General features: G+C 73.2%; 16 protein-coding genes. 9 read left to right on the top strand and 7 right to left on the bottom strand.

Features of this window, described 5'->3' with window-relative positions:
* Window positions 1-6: 6 nt before the first annotated feature.
* Both ACZ573_RS30025 and ACZ573_RS30020 read right to left on the bottom strand, forming a co-directional pair.
* Window positions 7-390, bottom strand: a complete 384-nt coding sequence (locus ACZ573_RS30025) for a VOC family protein (RefSeq protein ID WP_471310041.1) — start codon at window positions 388-390, stop codon at window positions 7-9.
* 40 nt (window positions 391-430) lie between these two features.
* The gene (locus tag ACZ573_RS30020) at window positions 431-2,314 is read right to left on the bottom strand and encodes a serine/threonine-protein kinase (RefSeq protein WP_471310035.1); all 1,884 of its coding nucleotides are present in this window, start codon (window positions 2,312-2,314) and stop codon (window positions 431-433) included.
* Window positions 2,315-2,602: 288 nt separating this feature from the next.
* Between ACZ573_RS30020 and ACZ573_RS30015 the strand changes: the two genes are divergently transcribed.
* The 3 genes from ACZ573_RS30015 to ACZ573_RS30005 all read left to right on the top strand — a co-directional run bounded on the left by ACZ573_RS30015 (window position 2,603) and on the right by ACZ573_RS30005 (window position 7,677).
* The gene (locus ACZ573_RS30015; protein ID WP_471310033.1) at window positions 2,603-2,833 is read left to right on the top strand and encodes a hypothetical protein; all 231 of its coding nucleotides are present in this window, start codon (window positions 2,603-2,605) and stop codon (window positions 2,831-2,833) included.
* 165 nt (window positions 2,834-2,998) lie between these two features.
* Window positions 2,999-4,867 (top strand): VanW family protein, encoded by a 1,869-nt coding sequence (locus tag ACZ573_RS30010; protein WP_471310029.1) that lies wholly within the window; start codon window positions 2,999-3,001, stop codon window positions 4,865-4,867.
* A gap of 182 nt (window positions 4,868-5,049) precedes the next feature.
* Window positions 5,050-7,677, top strand: a complete 2,628-nt coding sequence (locus ACZ573_RS30005; protein WP_471310141.1) for a SpoIIE family protein phosphatase — start codon at window positions 5,050-5,052, stop codon at window positions 7,675-7,677.
* 76 nt (window positions 7,678-7,753) lie between these two features.
* Here the strand turns inward: ACZ573_RS30005 and ACZ573_RS30000 are convergent, their stop codons facing one another.
* Together ACZ573_RS30000 and ACZ573_RS29995 are read right to left on the bottom strand one after the other, a co-directional pair.
* Window positions 7,754-8,641, bottom strand: coding sequence for a S41 family peptidase (locus ACZ573_RS30000; RefSeq protein ID WP_471310026.1), 888 nt, complete (start codon window positions 8,639-8,641; stop codon window positions 7,754-7,756).
* A gap of 49 nt (window positions 8,642-8,690) precedes the next feature.
* Window positions 8,691-9,023 carry an antibiotic biosynthesis monooxygenase family protein gene (locus ACZ573_RS29995; protein ID WP_471310024.1) on the bottom strand — a complete coding sequence of 111 codons (333 nt, stop codon included), beginning with the start codon at window positions 9,021-9,023 and terminating at the stop codon, window positions 8,691-8,693.
* Between the two features lie 126 nt (window positions 9,024-9,149).
* On the opposite strand from ACZ573_RS29995, the gene ACZ573_RS29990 reads away from it, so the two are divergent.
* The 3 genes from ACZ573_RS29990 to ACZ573_RS29980 all read left to right on the top strand — a co-directional run bounded on the left by ACZ573_RS29990 (window position 9,150) and on the right by ACZ573_RS29980 (window position 11,109).
* Window positions 9,150-10,151 (top strand): RNA ligase family protein, encoded by a 1,002-nt coding sequence (locus tag ACZ573_RS29990; RefSeq protein WP_471310021.1) that lies wholly within the window; start codon window positions 9,150-9,152, stop codon window positions 10,149-10,151.
* A 67-nt stretch (window positions 10,152-10,218) separates the two neighbouring features.
* Window positions 10,219-10,719 (top strand): hypothetical protein, encoded by a 501-nt coding sequence (locus tag ACZ573_RS29985; protein ID WP_471310018.1) that lies wholly within the window; start codon window positions 10,219-10,221, stop codon window positions 10,717-10,719.
* A gap of 138 nt (window positions 10,720-10,857) precedes the next feature.
* Window positions 10,858-11,109, top strand: a complete 252-nt coding sequence (locus tag ACZ573_RS29980; RefSeq protein WP_471310015.1) for a hypothetical protein — start codon at window positions 10,858-10,860, stop codon at window positions 11,107-11,109.
* Between the two features lie 62 nt (window positions 11,110-11,171).
* Here ACZ573_RS29980 and ACZ573_RS29975 read toward each other — a convergent pair whose 3' ends face one another.
* Complete coding sequence (locus ACZ573_RS29975) at window positions 11,172-12,026, bottom strand: hypothetical protein (RefSeq protein ID WP_471310012.1); 855 nt, start codon at window positions 12,024-12,026, stop codon at window positions 11,172-11,174.
* Window positions 12,027-12,198: 172 nt separating this feature from the next.
* On the opposite strand from ACZ573_RS29975, the gene ACZ573_RS29970 reads away from it, so the two are divergent.
* The 3 genes from ACZ573_RS29970 (at window position 12,199) to ACZ573_RS29960 (ending at window position 14,782) form a co-directional block, all read left to right on the top strand.
* Window positions 12,199-12,858: a DUF4232 domain-containing protein gene (locus ACZ573_RS29970; RefSeq protein WP_471310009.1), complete on the top strand. Its 660-nt coding sequence runs from the start codon at window positions 12,199-12,201 to the stop codon at window positions 12,856-12,858.
* A 139-nt stretch (window positions 12,859-12,997) separates the two neighbouring features.
* Window positions 12,998-13,348, top strand: coding sequence for a hypothetical protein (locus tag ACZ573_RS29965; protein WP_202197609.1), 351 nt, complete (start codon window positions 12,998-13,000; stop codon window positions 13,346-13,348).
* Between the two features lie 66 nt (window positions 13,349-13,414).
* Window positions 13,415-14,782 carry a pyridoxal phosphate-dependent decarboxylase family protein gene (locus tag ACZ573_RS29960; protein ID WP_471310007.1) on the top strand — a complete coding sequence of 456 codons (1,368 nt, stop codon included), beginning with the start codon at window positions 13,415-13,417 and terminating at the stop codon, window positions 14,780-14,782.
* 7 nt (window positions 14,783-14,789) lie between these two features.
* Here ACZ573_RS29960 and ACZ573_RS29955 read toward each other — a convergent pair whose 3' ends face one another.
* Complete coding sequence (locus ACZ573_RS29955) at window positions 14,790-15,464, bottom strand: hypothetical protein (protein ID WP_471310005.1); 675 nt, start codon at window positions 15,462-15,464, stop codon at window positions 14,790-14,792.
* Window positions 15,461-15,859 carry an effector-associated constant component EACC1 gene (locus ACZ573_RS29950; RefSeq protein ID WP_471310003.1) on the bottom strand — a complete coding sequence of 133 codons (399 nt, stop codon included), beginning with the start codon at window positions 15,857-15,859 and terminating at the stop codon, window positions 15,461-15,463. The genes ACZ573_RS29955 and ACZ573_RS29950 overlap by 4 nt, the downstream gene beginning before the upstream one ends.
* Between the last annotated feature and the right edge of the window lie 2 nt (window positions 15,860-15,861).

The following is a 15,861-nucleotide window of genomic DNA, read 5'->3' as shown; positions in this document are numbered from 1 at the left end:
GGAGCCTCAGGAAGGCGTCGCGGCGTGATCGGACTCGCCGCGCAGGACGCAGAATTCGTTGCCTTCGGGATCGGCGAGGACCGCCCAGCCCGTACCGTCGGGCTGCCGGCGATCAGCGACCAGGGTGGCTCCGAGACGCAACAGCCGCTCGACCTCCTCCTCGCGCGAGGTCGTCGGACGCAGGCACAGGTGGATCCGGTTCTTGACCGTCTTCGGTTCCGGCACCTGGTTGAAGTACAGGAGCGGGCCCTCCGGAAGCATCACCGGGATCTCCTGGTCGCCGCGTTCGGCGTCCGGATACAGCGGACTACCGGTCACTTCGCTCCAGAACCGAGCCAGTTCATACGCGTCCGAACAGTCGATCGCCACATTCTGCACCACCGAAACCATGCGCCCCAGCCTGCCCCAGCACCGCGCCGTCCGCCACCCCCTAACTCTGCTTCGTCCAGCGCTGCGACGCCTCTCCGCCGCACGTCTTGGTCACCAGGCCGCCGCTCATGCCCAGGTCGAGGCAGCCCCCGCTGAAGTCGTTGCGGAGGCTGCCGCCCGACCCCGTGCGCCACAGCCGGGCGGTGCCCTGGGAGCAGTCGCCGACGAAGACCGCCTGGCCGAGCATGTTGGCGTACAGGCAGCCGCCGCCCTGCTGGTTGACGAGCTTGAAGCTGCCGTCCGGCCCGCTCTGGACGGTCCAGCGGGCGCTCGCGTCCGCGCAGTCGCCGTAGTCCGAGGCCCCGAAGACCTGCGTGATGCACTTGCCGTTGTTGCCGTTGCGGAAGCGGGAGGTACCGGACGCGGGCGGTGCCGGGGGTACCGGGGCCGGGGGTGCGGTGGACGTCCCGCCGTTGGAGGGGCGCGTGCTGCCGGAGCCGCCCGCGTTCGCGGGGTTCCCGGAGTTCCCGGCGCTGCCCGAGCCCGGTTGTGCACCGCCGCCGGGGAGGGCGCCGGATCCGGGTCCGGCGCCGGTGCCGGTTCCGCCCGCGCCCCCGGCGGCCGCCGCTTGTCCCGGGTCCTGTGCGGGCGGCTGCGCGGGTGATGCCGTGCCCGACGGGGTGCCGCCCGCCGGATCCGCCGTACCCGGTGCCGCCGCAGACGCCGTCGGGCCGGCCGGCGCCGTGACCGGGGCGGACGGGGAGTTCCCGGCCCGGGCCTGAGGCGCGGAGACGTACGGCAGGTGCTGGATGGCGAGCGTCGTACCGCCCGCGACCACGACGACGGGCACGACGGCGAGCAGGACGCGGGTGCGGCGGCGGCGCGCGGCCCGTTCCGGACGGGCCGTGACCGGGGGAGCGGCGGGCGCCACCGGGGCCGGGGCCTTCCCGGGCTCCGGCTCAGGCTCCGGCCCCGGCCCCGGTTCCGGCTGCTCGCCGGTGAGCGGGATCGTCGGTACGTCGGCCTCCTGTACGTTCGCGGCGAAGGCGGCCCGCTCGGTCAGGCGCTCGGTGACGGCTTCAGGCCACAGCGGGGCGGTGAACGGGCCGTGCCCGGCGGCGCGTTCGAGGAGTTGCGCGGCGGTGGGACGTCCCCCGGGGTCCTTGTCGAGGCAGGCCGCGACGAGCTCGGCGAGGTCAGGCTCCAGCTCCCGCAGCGGCTCCAGGTCGGGCTCCTCGTGGACGATGCGGTACAGCACCCCGTGCCCCGACTCGTCGCCGAACGGCGGCTGGCCGCAGGCCGCGTAGGCGAGTACGGAGCCCAGCGCGAACACATCGGTGGCGCCGCTCAACCGCCGCCGGCCCGAAGCCTGTTCGGGTGCCATGTAGGCGGGCGTACCCACGACCATGCCGGTCCGGGTCAGCTGGCTCTGCTCGGCGGCCCGGGCCACGCCGAAGTCGATGAGGGTCAGACCGTCGAGCGTCAGCATGACGTTGGACGGTTTGAGGTCCCGGTGCACCATGTCCAGCGCGTGCACCGCAGCCAGCCCCGCCGCGGCTTCCCGCAGCAGCAGCCACAGCGCCCGCGCGGGCAGCGGGCCGCCGTGCAGGGCGATGGCCTCCCTCAGGGTGAGCCCGGGGATGTACGCGGTGGCGAACCACGGGGGAGTGGCGGTGCGGTCGCTGTCGAGGAGCGGCGCGGTGGCGTCCGCGGGCAGGCGGGCGAGGTTGTCCAACTCGTGCCCGAAACGGCGCAGGAAGTCCTGGTCCTCGCCGACGACGGAGGACAGGAGCTGCTTGACGGCGACGTACCGGCCCTCGCGTATGCCGAGGTAGACGCGTCCCATGCCGCCGGCCCCGAGCCTTCCCGCCAGCGGGATCGACCCGATCCGGCGCGGATCCCCCGGCTCCAGCGGTTCGGCCCCGCTGCCCGTCAGCTCTAACACGTCAGCCCCGCTCGAATTGGAGAAGTTTCCAGGAATCTAACCCTGATGATCCCGAGACGGCAATGCGGGCCTCTGAACGCCGAGTTGATCCTGATTTCGCCCCCGTGAACCACGCCTTCGCCGCTCGGCGGCCGGTCGGCCGGCCGGCCTCGGCCCGGCCCGCTCCCGAACCGCCCCGCGCGATCGCTCTGCCGACCCGCGGCGGACTGCCCTCCCGGCCCCGCTGGCCGCCCCCCTCAACGGTGGGATGATCCAGTCAGCGCGCTGAGCGAGAGTGAACTGCCCGAGGTGCCGTCGCGACTCTCGGTGACCGACCGGGCCACCGGCCGGGCGGTGGTCGCCCGCGACCTCACGGTCCCGCGGCGGCGGCAGCGGGTCGACATCGGCCTGCTGCCCGCCGGTACGTACGACCTGCCGATCAGCGCCGGAGCCGATACGGCCCCGCTGTCCGACGTCTTCGTCGTCGCCGGACCGGACGGCACGGACGCTGCGGGCGGGAGACCCGTGACGGAGGTCTGAGAGCCTCCCCTCCCCACGAGACCCGCCGAGCCAGAATCGTGACAACGATTACATTCATCCCCAAATTGAGCGCTCAGCGGGGATCATTATTTCCCGTAATTGTCGTATATGGCTGCCATTGCGGCCCGCGCCACCTGAGGGACCGGTGGGCGCCACGGGAGAGATATGGGACGCGCGCGCAGCTGGACGGTCAACCGACGGATCGCTCTGCCGGTAGCAGTGGCAGGAGCCCTCGTCCTCGGACTGGGCGGCCTCTACGGAACCGCCCTCGCGGTCGGAGGCGACATCGACCAGGGGACCCGGGTGCTGGGGGTGGACCTCGGCGGCATGAGCCGGGCCGAGGCCCGCCAGGCGCTGACCCGGGAGCTCGGGCCCGCCGCCGCGGCGCCGATCACGGTGAAGATCGGCGACCGGGTGGAGAAGACCGGTCCCGCCGCGCTGGGACTCTCCCTCGACACCGACGCGACCGTCGACCGCGCCGCCCGGAGCGGAGCCGGTCCGGTCGCCGTCGTCGGCAGCCTCTTCGCCTCGGGCAGCCACGACGTGGCGCCCGTGATCACCGTGAACGAGCAGACCGCCCGCGCCGCGGTGGACCGCCTCCGTGGAGCCACCGAGCAGCACGTCCGCGACGGGGCGGTCGCGTTCGAGCAGGGCACGGCCAAGGCCGTCGCCCCGCTCCCCGGTGTCTCCCTCGTCGAGGACAAGGCCCTGGACACCCTCCGCGACGCCTACCTGCGGCCGGCGACCGGTCCCGTCGTCCTGCCGGTCACGCGCACCGAGCCGCGCGTCGGCGCCGAGGAGACGGGACGGGCCATGCGGCAGTTCGCCGAGCCCGCGATGTCCGGGCCCGTCACGCTCACCGTCGCCGGCCGGCACATGTCCATAACCCCCGCCGTCCTCGGCGAGCACCTGAAGATGCGGGCCGACGCACAGGGCCGCCTCGTGCCCGCCCTCGACTCCAAGAGCCTGCTCAAGGACCCCGCCGTCGCGCCCACGATCGACGCGGTCACCCGTACGCCGCGCAACGCGGCGCCGGGCCTCGCCGCCGACGGCCGCGTGGTGGTCGCCGACCAGGGCCGTACCGGACGACAGGTCACCCAGGAGGCGCTCGGCCAGGCCGTGCTGCCGCTGCTGACCCGCTCGGGCGCGGCCCGCAGCGGCGAGGTCGCCACCGTCGCGGTCCAGCCGGAGCTCACCGCCGGCGAAGCGCGGCGCCTCGGCATCAAGGAGGAGGTCTCCTCCTTCACCGTGGAATTCCCGGCGGCCCCGTACCGCACCACCAACATCGGCCGCGCCGTGGAACTCATCAACGGCTCCGTCGTCATGCCGGGGCAGGAGTGGAGCTTCAACCGCACGGTCGGCGAGCGCACCCCCGAGAACGGCTTCGTCGACGGAATCATGATCAACGACGGCCAGTACGTGAAATCGCCCGGGGGCGGTGTCTCGGCGGTCGCCACCACCATGTACAACGCCGCGTTCTTCGCGGGCGTCAAGCCCGTCGAGCACGGCGCGCACTCCTTCTACATCGAGCGCTACCCCGAGGGCCGGGAGGCCACCGTAGCCTGGGGCACCCTGGACCTGCGCTGGATCAACGACTCCGGCCACCCGCTGTACATCCAGGCCCGGTCCACCGACACGTCGCTGACGATCTCCCTCCTCGGGACGAAGAAGTACGACGAGATACGTGCGACCAAGGGACCGCGCACCAACATCACGCCGCCGGGGAAGCGCACCGGCAGCGGCGAGACCTGTGAGGTCCAGACGCCTCTGGAGGGCTTCGACGTCACCGTCGGCCGGACCTTCGTCCAGGGCGGCAAGGAAGTCAAGCACGAGGACTTCAAGACCCACTACACGCCGCGCGACGAGGTCACCTGCACCCCGGAGGGCGCGCCGGAGGCCTCTCCGGGAGCCACCCCCGGAGCCACGCCGGGTGCCACCCCCGGAGCCACCCCCGCGGCCCCGGGGCCCTCGGGGACCCCGTCCTCGGCCGCCGCGAACGGCGTCCAGGCCGCGGCCCCGCGCCACGCCGACTGACGTCAGCGGGGGACCAGGTGTGACAATCCGGGCGCTCACCGTGCATGTCGGGGGCCGTGGGCGCCCGGAAGTGCTACAACTGGGTTCGTGACCATTCCTCGCCACCCGTGCCGGGCACGTCGGTGCGGTCACCTCTAGGCAACCGGAACAAGAGCGTCGCCGGACAGGTATTCGTCCTCCAGGTGGCGATCGTGGTGTTGCTCGCGGCCGGGGCCCTGCTGGCCCTGGTCCTCCAGTCGAAGCACGACACCGAACGCGAGGCACGCAACCGGTCGGTGTCCGTGGCCCAGACCTTCGCCCACTCCCTGGGCCTCCAGGACACCCTCAAGACGTCCGACCCGTCCAAGACGCTCCAACCCCTCGCCGAGACCACGCGCAAGGCCGCCGGGGTGGACTTCATCGTGGTGATGGACACCAACGGCATCCGGTACAGCCACCCCCAGCCGGACCGCATCGGAAAACGCTTCGTCGGCAACATCGAGCCCTCGCTGAAGGGCCAGGTCCACACCGAGAGCGTGGACGGCCCGCTCGGCAAGGAGATCCAGGCGGTCGTGCCGGTCACCGGACCCGACGGCAAGGTCAACGCGCTGGTCTCGGCAGGCCTCACCGTCAAGAACGTCACCGGCGTCGTCGACCGCCAGCTCCCGGTCATCCTCCTGGCCATCGCCACCGGCCTCGCCCTGGCCACCGTGGGGACCGCGCTCATCAGCAGACGCCTGCGCCGCCAGACCCACGGGCTCGGCACGCAGGAGATGACCCGCATGTACGAGCACCACGACGCGGTGCTCCACGCCGTCCGCGAAGGGGTGCTGATCACCGACGGTGAAGGCCGGCTCCTGCTGGCGAACGACGAGGCCAAACGCCTGCTCGGGCTGCCGGAGGACGCCGACGGACGCCACATCGCGGACGTACCGGGCCTGGACCGCCGGATGGCGGACCTGCTGCTCTCCGGCCGCGAGGCCACCGACGAGGTCCTGGAGAGCGGCGACCGGCTGCTGGTGGTCAACCAGCGGCCCACCCACCCCCGCGGCCGGCCCGAAGGCGCCGCCATCACCATCCGCGACTCCACCGAGATGCAGGTCCTGACCAGCCGGGCCGAGACGGCCCGCAGACGGCTCAAACTGCTGTACGACGCGGGCGGCGACATCGGTACCAGCCTCGACGTGGTGCGGACGGCCGAGGAGCTCGCCGCCGTGGCCGTCCCCCGCTTCGCGGACTTCGTCACCGTCGACCTGGCGGACCAGGTCATCGACGGGGAGGAGCCCCGCGCGGGCTCCGACATGCGGCGCACCGCCGTCAGCGGCATCCGCTCCGACCATCCGCTCTACCCCGTCGGCCGGCTGATCGACTTCCTGCCCTCCACCCCCCAGGCGCGCGGCTACGGCACCGGCCGGGCCGAGCTGGTGCCCAGCCTGGCCGACGCGCCGGGCTGGAAGGCCCAGGACCCGCCGCGTGCCGAAGCCATCGTGGACTACGGCATCCACTCGCTCATCGCGGCCCCCCTCATGGCCCGGGGCGTCGTACTCGGCGTGGTCAACTTCTGGCGGTCGGAGAAGCAGGAGCCCTTCGACGAGGACGAGCTGTCCCTGGCCGAGGAACTCGTCGCCCGCGCGGCGGTCAGCATGGACAACGCCCGCCGCTACACCCGCGAACACGCCCTCGCCGTGACCCTCCAGCGCAGCCTCCTGCCGCGCGCCCTGCCCGAGCAGAGCGCCATGGACGTGGCCCACTTCTACCTGCCCGCCCAGTCCGGGGTCGGCGGGGACTGGTTCGACGTGATCCCGCTGGCGGGCTGCCGCGTCGCGCTGGTCGTCGGAGACGTCGTCGGGCACGGCCTGCACGCCGCCGCCACCATGGGGCGCCTGCGTACGGCCGTGCACAACTTCTCCTCCCTCGACCTGCCGCCCGACGAGATCCTGGCCCGCCTGGACGACCTCGTGCAGCGCATCGACCACGACGGGGAAGGCGACGACGTCAACGGCGGCGTCCTGGGCGCGACCTGCCTGTACGCCGTCTACGACCCCGTGTCCCAGCGCTGCACGATGGCACGGGCCGGCCACCTGCCACCCCTGGTGGTCGCCCCCGACGGCACGACCGAGATCGTGGAGCTGCCGGCCGGACCCCCGCTGGGGCTGGGCGGCATGCCCTTCGAGACGGCGGAGCTGGACCTCGCGGAAGGCAGCCAGCTCGTCCTCTACACGGACGGACTGATCGAGGAGCGGACCCGGGACATCAGCGAGGGGCTGGAACTGCTGCGCGCGGCCCTCAGCCACCCCGACCGGGACCCGCACGAGAGCTGCCGGGCCGTTCTCGACATGCTGCTGCCGCCCCGGCCCACCGACGACGTGGCCCTGCTCATCGCCCGGACCCGGACGCTCGGCCCGGACCGGGTCGCCCAGTGGGAGGTACCGTTCCAGCCGAGCGCGGTGGGCGCCATGCGCAACGCCGCGGCGAAGAAGCTCGACGAGTGGGGCCTGACCGACCTCGGCTTCGCCACCGAACTCATCCTCAGCGAGCTGATCACCAACGCCCTGCGGCACGGCAGCGGGCCCGTACGGGTACGCCTGCTGCACGACCACAACCTGACCTGCGAGGTGTGGGACGGCAGCAGTACCGCCCCCCACCTGCGCTACGCCGCCACGACCGACGAGGGCGGACGCGGCCTCTTCCTGGTCGCCCAGCTCAGCGAGCACTGGGGCACCCGGTACACGCCCGAGGGCAAGGTCATCTGGGCTGAGCTGGCCCTGCCCGGCGCCACGGGCGGCACGGAGGCCGCCCTCGCGGCCTTCCTGGACGTGGACCCGATCTGACGGGCCTGACGGGCCTGACGGGCCTGACGGGCCTGACGGGCCTGACGGGCCTCGAGGGTCGGACGCGCCCCGAGGGTCAGACGGCCGGCCGCAGGGCCTTGAGCGCCGTCTCGAGCGCCTGCTCCGCCGGGACCCGGACGTCGGGAACGACTCCCACGCCCTCCCAGTTGCCGCCCGTGACGGTGTTGATCGTGCGGGCCGTGGGCACCGTCACGAGCACGTGCTCGGCGACCGCGTGCCGGGCCGTCGGATGGGCGCCGCCCCGGGTCGTGGCACCGACCAGAACGGCCCGCTCCTGCGCCTGGAGGGTGTACGCCACGTCCTCGCCGCCGGAGAAGGTGAGCTCGCTCGTGAGGACGCGGACCGGCCGGTCCAGATAGCGCGGAGCCGGCAGATGCCCGACCGTCCAGTACTGGCGGGTCGTGTCCGAGGTCCGGTCGTAGATGTCGTTCAGGTGCACCTGGTCGTCGGGGAAGAAGTAGCTGCACCACATCGCGGCACCCTCCGGAGCCCCGCCGCGGCAGCCGCGAAGGTCCAGCACGAGGGCGGAGCTGTGCGCGACCAGCTGCATGGCCGCGCCGATCGCGCTCGCGCCCTCGACGGCGCTCGCGATCCACCGGATCTCGATGAGCCCGATGTTCCCCTCCAGCCGCTCGACGCGCTGGATCCCCTGGTTCTCCGCCCGGAGCAGCGCCAGGAACGCGGCCTCCCCACCGTCCTCGTCCACCGGGTCCAGCGACTGCGGCTCGTCCGTCCACAGCAGGCGCAGGTGCTTGTCCGGGCAGACTTCCTGGAGGTCCGCCGTCACCACCTCGCAGAGCGCCGGGCCGTCCAGGCCCTCGTACGCACCCGCCGCGAGACGGCCGCGTATCGCGGCCTCGATGACAACGGCCTTGTCGGGGAACACATAGCCCTCACCGATCCGGTCCAGAGCACGTTCGACGATCTCTTCGTTCATAGGCATGAGGCGTGATGCTAAAGCGCGAACACCCCGGTGACCAAAGGGTTTCGCCTCAGCCGGCGCGCGGTCCGGGCGCCGGGACCGGGCCGCCGGCGGGTTCCGCGAGCATGTCGTCGACGATCTGCATCCGGGTCTCCGGCAGCCGCTCCGCGATCGCCTCCACCATCATCGCGACCCCCTGCGGGTCGGCCCCCGAACAGCGTTCCCGGGCCTCCTCGTCGGGCCAGCGGGCATACGCCACCCACGTACCGTCGTCCGCACGGTGCAGCCGGGACCCGTAGCTGCCGCACCGCGCGTGGATGGCGGCCGTCACCCGGTGCCAGCCGTCGGTGAACTGCTGCTCCATGCCCGGCCGGAGCCGCCACCGGTAGATCACGGCGAACACGACCGGATTCCTCCCGCATCAGGATGTGGATCTTCACGGTCACCTTAGGGGATCTCTTGCCGATCATGCCGGGCAGGCGGAGAACAAACCCGGGATCTTCGCCGACGCCCTCGTTACCATCGTCCGGTGCACCCCGAACCCCGCCCCTGGACCCCGTATCCGAAGATCCCCGCGAACACCCGGCTGGGAGAGGCCCGCGGGCGGAACTGGGTCGCCCACGAGAAGATCCACGGCGCCAACTTCGCCGTGGTGTGCGACGCGTCGGGCGCGCACCCCGCCAAACGGCGCGAACTGCTCGCGGACGGCGGGCTGGACGACTTCTTCGGCGTCGGCCGGATCTGGCCCGCGCTGGCGGTCGCCGCGACCCGCTGTGCGCAGGGCCTGCGCGAGCACAGCGGAGCCCCGGCCTCCGCGGTCGTCACCGTCTACGGCGAACTCGCCGGCGGCCGCTATCCCCACCCCGACGTACCCGCCACGCCGGGGGCCGAGCCCGTCCAGACCGGCGTCTGGTACGCGCCCGAACTCCTCTGGCTCCCCTTCGACGCCACCGTCACCGACGACGACGGCACCTGCTGGGTCGGGGACCGGGTGCTGCGCGCGGCGGCCGCCGGGGCGGGGCTGCTGTGCGTCCCGCTGCTCGCCGAAGGCCCGCTCGGGCGCCTCCAGGAACTGCCGGCGGTCTTTCCCACCCGGCTGCCCGGACTGCTGGGCCTGCCCGCGCTGCCCGACAACCTCGCCGAGGGCCTCGTCGTCAAACCCGCCGACGGATCCCGCGAACCCGGCCGGCCCATGGCCAAGTTCAAGCAGCCCGCCTTCGCCGAGGACGAGCGGTTCGACGGCTCGCGCCCCTACCAGGCGCCGGCCGAAGGCGCGGCAGGAGTCCCCGGCTGGCTGCTCGCCCACGGCACCGGCCTGCTCACCCCGGCCCGGGCCGCATCCGCCGTGAGCAAGCTGGGACCCCGCACCCCGCCGCCGGACCTGGCCACCGAGATCGCCCGGGACGCCACCGAGGAGGTGGCGCAGGCGCTGGGCGGCCTGGACGGGGCCACGTTCCGCGCACTGGAGGAATGTCTGCACGCGGGAGCCCTGACCCTGGCCCGCTTCGACGCCGCCGACCGCCGTGCCTGACACCCCCGTCGCGGGGGGCGGCCCGCCGGATTCCGCCGGCGCCAACGGCACTGTGCATACTGCTGCCATGAAGTCCCCGCCCGGCGCGCGCATCCACCTGATGATCACCTTCGTCCTGGTGACCTGCGGTGCGGTCGCCGGAGGCTGCCTCGGCCTGCTCCTGTCCGGGCGGCTGACGGCCGTGGTCTTCGCGGCCGTGGCCGGACTCGGCGCCGGGCTGGGCTCGTTCTTCTCCCGCAGGCAGGTCCTCGCCCTCTTCGAGCCCGACCACGAGGAGGTCCCCGCCGACGGCTACGCCGAGGGGCTCGCCGACGCCGCGCTCGTCTGCATCGCGACCTACCAGGCAGCCGTCTTTCCGCTCACCCCCGACGGGGTGAGCGAGGCCGAGCGGGAGGCCCGCCGCACGATGGCCTACCGCATCTCCGCCTACGAGGGCCTGCCGTACCCGGTACGGAGCTCGGCGGCCGCCGCCCTCGAAGCCATCGACCACGGCGCGGACCCGGGGCGGGCGGAGACCGCGATGAAGGCGCTCTGCCTCACCATCTACGACAACCGCCGCGGCCTCTGACCCCGGCACGCACCGCGGCTGTCCGGTGCGTTCACCTCATTGTGTGATCGGCTGGTCGGCAACGGTTGGGCCTCGGTCCGGCCACCGGCAGTGGCCTGATGCGGATCATGGCGTTGTCCGGTTATGGAAACTGACGGGATGCTGTTCGCTCGGGCGCCGCTCGACGGTGTCGTCTGGCTCGACACACTGGTCCACGATCCGGCCTGCCGGTCGTGTCCGCGTCTGCGGGGGCCGGGAGAGGAATCGGAGGACGCCGACGCCGACGCCGACGCCGACAGCGAGGCCGATCCCGACGGGATCCCGGTGCTGTCGGGCCGGGCCCGGAACTGGATGGTGGCCGCCTCCGCGGTCACGGTCGTCTCGGCCGTCCTGACCGTCGTGGCGAACTGACGGCCTGCCCGGCCTGCCCGGCCTGCCCCGCGGTACCCGGGTCCGCGGCCGTGTCCGCGCGCTCATCCGCCCTGGTGGAGGGTGAGCGTCCAGGTCCGGTAGCTGTGCTCGCCGGGCCGGTCGGGGTGCTGTTCGGTGATGGTGACGGTGATCTCGTCGCCGGTGCGGTGGAGCGCGCCGTGGTGACGCCAGGCCTCCGCGGGGTCGATGGCCTGCAGCTCGGCGAGGACCGTTTCCTCCAGCCGGCGGCCGACGGCGCGCAGCACTCCGGCGTCGAGCACCAGGACGGTGCCGTCCGCGAGGACGAGCGGCTCCGGGGCCTGCGGGTCGGTGAGCGACGGTCCGCGTTCGACCGTGCCACCCGGCAGCAGCCGCACCACCCGGCCGGCCGTGGGGATGTTGCGGTCGGTCTCGACGACGCGGATGCCGGTCCCGACGACGTAGTGGCCGTAGCTGCGCCAGGAGTCGTACAGGGTGCCGTCACGGTCGTACGCCCAGGTGTCGAAGACGTCGTAGCCCTCCAGGCCGAGGACGAACCGGCCGCCGCCCAGGGCCGCGCCGCGTGCGCCGCGCAGTTCGGCGATCCGGCTGCCGTCCGCCAGGTCCAGCAGCACGGCCGGGCCGAGGTTGCCCCAGGGCGTGTACGCGAGGGAGTCCGTCGTGACCAGGACCCGGCCGCCGGAGATGTGGGCGGCGTTGGGGATGCCGGAACACAGGGCGGTCCAGCGGGTGCGGCCCGAGTCGTCCACGCAGCTGATCTTCCCGGCGGTGCCGTGGATCCGCAGGTCCTGCCGCCGGGCGAGCGGCCGGCCCGCGGGACGCGACGGACCGCCCGGCGGCAGACCGGCCTTGCGCCCCCGCGCCCGCACCGCGGCCCGCCACGTGCCCGCCCGGCCGTTCTCCTCCGATATCCCCATGGAGCCCGATGTTAAGGGCTGCGCGGACCGGACCCGCCGTCTTCGAGGGGACGGCAACCGTGGTCGATCCGACGACACACCGTCACCAACCTGTGAAGCTTCTACGGGACGCTGGTGCTCCCAGCACGGCCCGGCCCGGCGCGTTCCGCGCATTCCCCAGGGGGACACCATCATGAGCACCGTACGCAAGGCAGCCATCGCCCTCGCCGCCGTATCCGCACTGGCCCTGACGGCCTGTGGACCCACCGAGGACGGCGCGGCGGGCGGGTCCGGGACGCCGAGCGCGAGCCCGACGACCGCGAGCCCCACCGGGAGCGCGACCACCGGCCCGAGCGCGACCGCGTCGAAGTCCGCTGCGCCGAAGAAGACCGCGACCGCGTCGAAGCCGCCGAAGCCGGGATCGACCGACCCCGACTTCGACGTGTTCCCGTGCAGCACGTTCGACGTGACGTTCACCGCGACCCTGGCCGAGCCCACGACGAGCAGCTACCTGCTGAAGATCACCAACAAGGGCACCAAGGCCTGCAGGGCACTCGGGCACCCGATCGTCACCTTCGGCGACCTGGACGGCCAGGCCACGGAGCGGGGCGCGGCTCCCGGCATCGAGGACGCACTCCGGCTGGAACCGGGCCAGTCGGCCTACGCCGGGCTCATGGGCGGCGCGGGCGACGGCAAGGGCAAGACCGTCAACTCGATCGCGCTGACCATGAACACCGAATCCGACCTGAAGCAGACACCGCTGAAGGCGTCGACTCCCGGCCTGTACGTCTCGCCCGCCAAGAACTCCGTCACCGCCTGGATGAACAACGCCGAGGACGCGCTGAGCCTGTAGGCCCGCCCCCCGGGTCTGGGGTGACGGTCCCGGCACGTCCGCGTTCATCCGGTCGGCCGAGCAGCGCAGGCCGGTCGCGCCGCGCCGGGTCAGGCTGTGGACAAGGACCGTCACCACCGCACAGACGAGGACCGAGCCCATGTCCCACAGCCGACGTATCAGCACCATCGTGGGCGTCGCAGCACTGCTGCTGACGGCCAGCGCCTGCTCGGGTCTGGGCCGGAGCACCGTCGGCATGCTGACCTTCCGCGGACACGACTCACCGGTCGAGCTGAGCTACTCCAACACGCTGGTCGTCGGCTGCCACAAGATCGGCATCCCGAAGGGGGCCACGCACGTCGAGAACAACACCCTCGTCGACATCGTGCTGTACCGGACGCCGGACTGCCAGAAGACCGACAAGGCCGACGGGATCTACGTGGCGACCACCCTCTCGAACGTCACGGCCCCCGTGAGCCTGCCCTGGCGCAGCTTCAGCGTCATCCACTGACCCCGCGCCCTCCTGCCCTGCGCCCGCCGCTTGCGGGCGGGCCGGGCCTGCCCCATAGTCCGAGGTATGGACGAGCGCGAGGCGGCGCTCCGACAGGCGCACGGCCATGCCGTCCGCTGGCTGGCCAGCCTGTCCGACCGCCCGGTTCCCGCACGCGCCTCGGTCGACGAGATCGTGGGCGCGCTCGGCGCCGAGCTGCCCGACGCGCCGAGCACGCCCGCCGATGTCGTCGACCTGCTGGCCACGGCCTGTGAGCCGGGGCTCACCGCCTTCCCCAGCGGCCGCTTCTACGGGTTCGTGATCGGCGGCACCGAGCCGGCCGCGCTCGCGGCGGACTGGCTCGTCAGCGCCTGGGACCAGAACTGCGTGATGCGCGCGGTCTCGCCCGCCTACTCCGCCGCGGAGGAGATCGCCGGCGACTGGCTGCTCGACCTGCTCGGCCTCCCGCCCGACAGCGCCGTCGGCTTCGCCACGGGCGCCACCATGGCGAACTTCACCTGCCTCGCGGCCGGGCGCGACGCGGTGCTGCGGCGCACCGGCTGGAACGTGGCCCAGGACGGACTCGCCGGCGGGCCGCCCGTACGCGTGGTCGCGGGCCGGGACCGCCACATGGCCGTCGACCTGGCCCTGCGCTACCTCGGGCTCGGCCGGCCCGAGCTCGTCGACGCGGACGAGCAAGGACGCATCGACCCCGAGGCCCTGCGCCGCACCCTGGCGGCCCGCGGCCCCGGCCCCACCCTCGTGATCCTCCAGGGCGGCGACATCCACTCCGGCGCCTTCGACCCCTTCGCGGAGGCGGTCCGTGCCGCCCGCGAGGCCGACGCGTGGGTGCACGTGGACGGCGCCTTCGGCCTGTGGGCCGCCGCCTCCCCGGCCTACGCACACCTCACCGACGGCTGCGCGCGGGCGGACTCCTGGGCCACGGACGCCCACAAGACCCTGAACGTCCCCTACGACTGCGGCCTCGCCATCGTCCGCGACCCCTCCGCCCTCCGGTCGGCCATGGGCCAGCGGGGCGACTACCTCATCCAGCACGAACACGGCGACCCCGTCGACAAGGTGCCCGAACTCTCCCGCCGCGGACGCGCCTTCACCGTATGGGCCGCCCTCAGATCCCTGGGCCGCCAGGGCGTGGCCGACCTCGTCGACCGGCTGTGCCGGCACGCCCGCGCCTTCGCCACCGGCATCGCCGCCATCGACGGCGCCACCGTCCTCAACGACGTGGTCTTCACCCAGGTCTGCGCCGAGTTCGGCGACGACGAACGCACCGACCGGGTACTGGCCCGCCTCCTCGACGAGGGCGAGGCGTGGATCAGCGGCTCCACCTGGCACGGCCGCCGCATCATGCGCATCTCGGTGAGCAACTGGTCGACGACCGACGAGGACGTCGCACGCACCCTGGACGCGATCCGCCGCGCATCCGACGGTGCGTGAGGGCACGTCAAGGCTCGTCGCCGCCACCGGCCGCGATGTCCTGCGCGACGTTGAAGTCCGGGCCGTGCTCCGCGCGCATTTTCTCGAACCACCTCGTGGTGCGCACACCCGCGTACGTGACCATCCCCGGCGAGACACCCAGCCGGAAGCCCCCGGGGAGCGGTTCGCCCTCCGGTGTGCGGGGGAGGAGGTCCAGCGGCGATGGGCCGTCCGACGCGTACACGACGCAGTCGCCGAAGACCGCCAGCGGGAACAGGCCGGTCCGCCGCGCCGAGGTGAGCATCTTGCGGTGCATGTTGACCCGGGCCTTCGCGGCGACGGCGGCCCGGATGTCGGGTCGCCAGGTGGGGCGCTGCGGGACCGGCCACGGCTGCTCGCCGAGCAGGGCCACGCCGCCCTCGGCGGTCGCCTCGATCACGCCGAGCACGGCCACCGCCCCGGGATCGCCCCGGTGCCGGCGGGCCATGGCGTCGAGGGTCGGGGTGGTGTACCAGGCCGCGCCCGACGGAGGCCGCCCGTGCGGCGTGAACGGGGAGGGCAGGTACCCGTCGAGGGTGATGCGGGACAGGTCCGCCAGCCAACTGCCGGGCAGTGCCTTGTCGAAGCCCGGCCGCCTGACGTGCACGGGGGCGCCGAGCCCCACGCTGAGCCGGTTCGCCGCAGCGGCCGGCGCAAGGTTCACCCTGATGCCGACCACATGGGAAGCGCGGAGTTCCGCCTCTGCCCGGCCGCCAGGGCGCGCGCGATCGCCGTACCGTCCTCGACGACGACACGAACCCCGTCGTACTCGACCACCAGCCGTGCTTCGGAACGCAGCCGGGGCGGCAGCGAGGCGCGGAACGTCCGGTGCGCGCACACCAGCGCCGTGGCGGAGAACCCGGAAGAGACCGCGAGATTGATCCACTCGACCAGATCGCCCGACATGGCACCCCTCGGGGCCGCCGCGCGGACCCGCTGCACGGCCGCGTGCCGCGACACCTCCCGGTCCTGCGTCAGCCAGTCGGCGAAATCGCCCGTCAGCCCGGCGGTCCCGGCCGCAGCCGGATCCCCCTCACCGGATCCGATCCGTACGCGCATGC

This window comes from Streptomyces sp. NPDC040545 (assembly GCF_055595065.1).
Note: the sequence above shows the minus strand (reverse complement) of the source record. Positions and strands in the feature narration are given on the sequence as shown.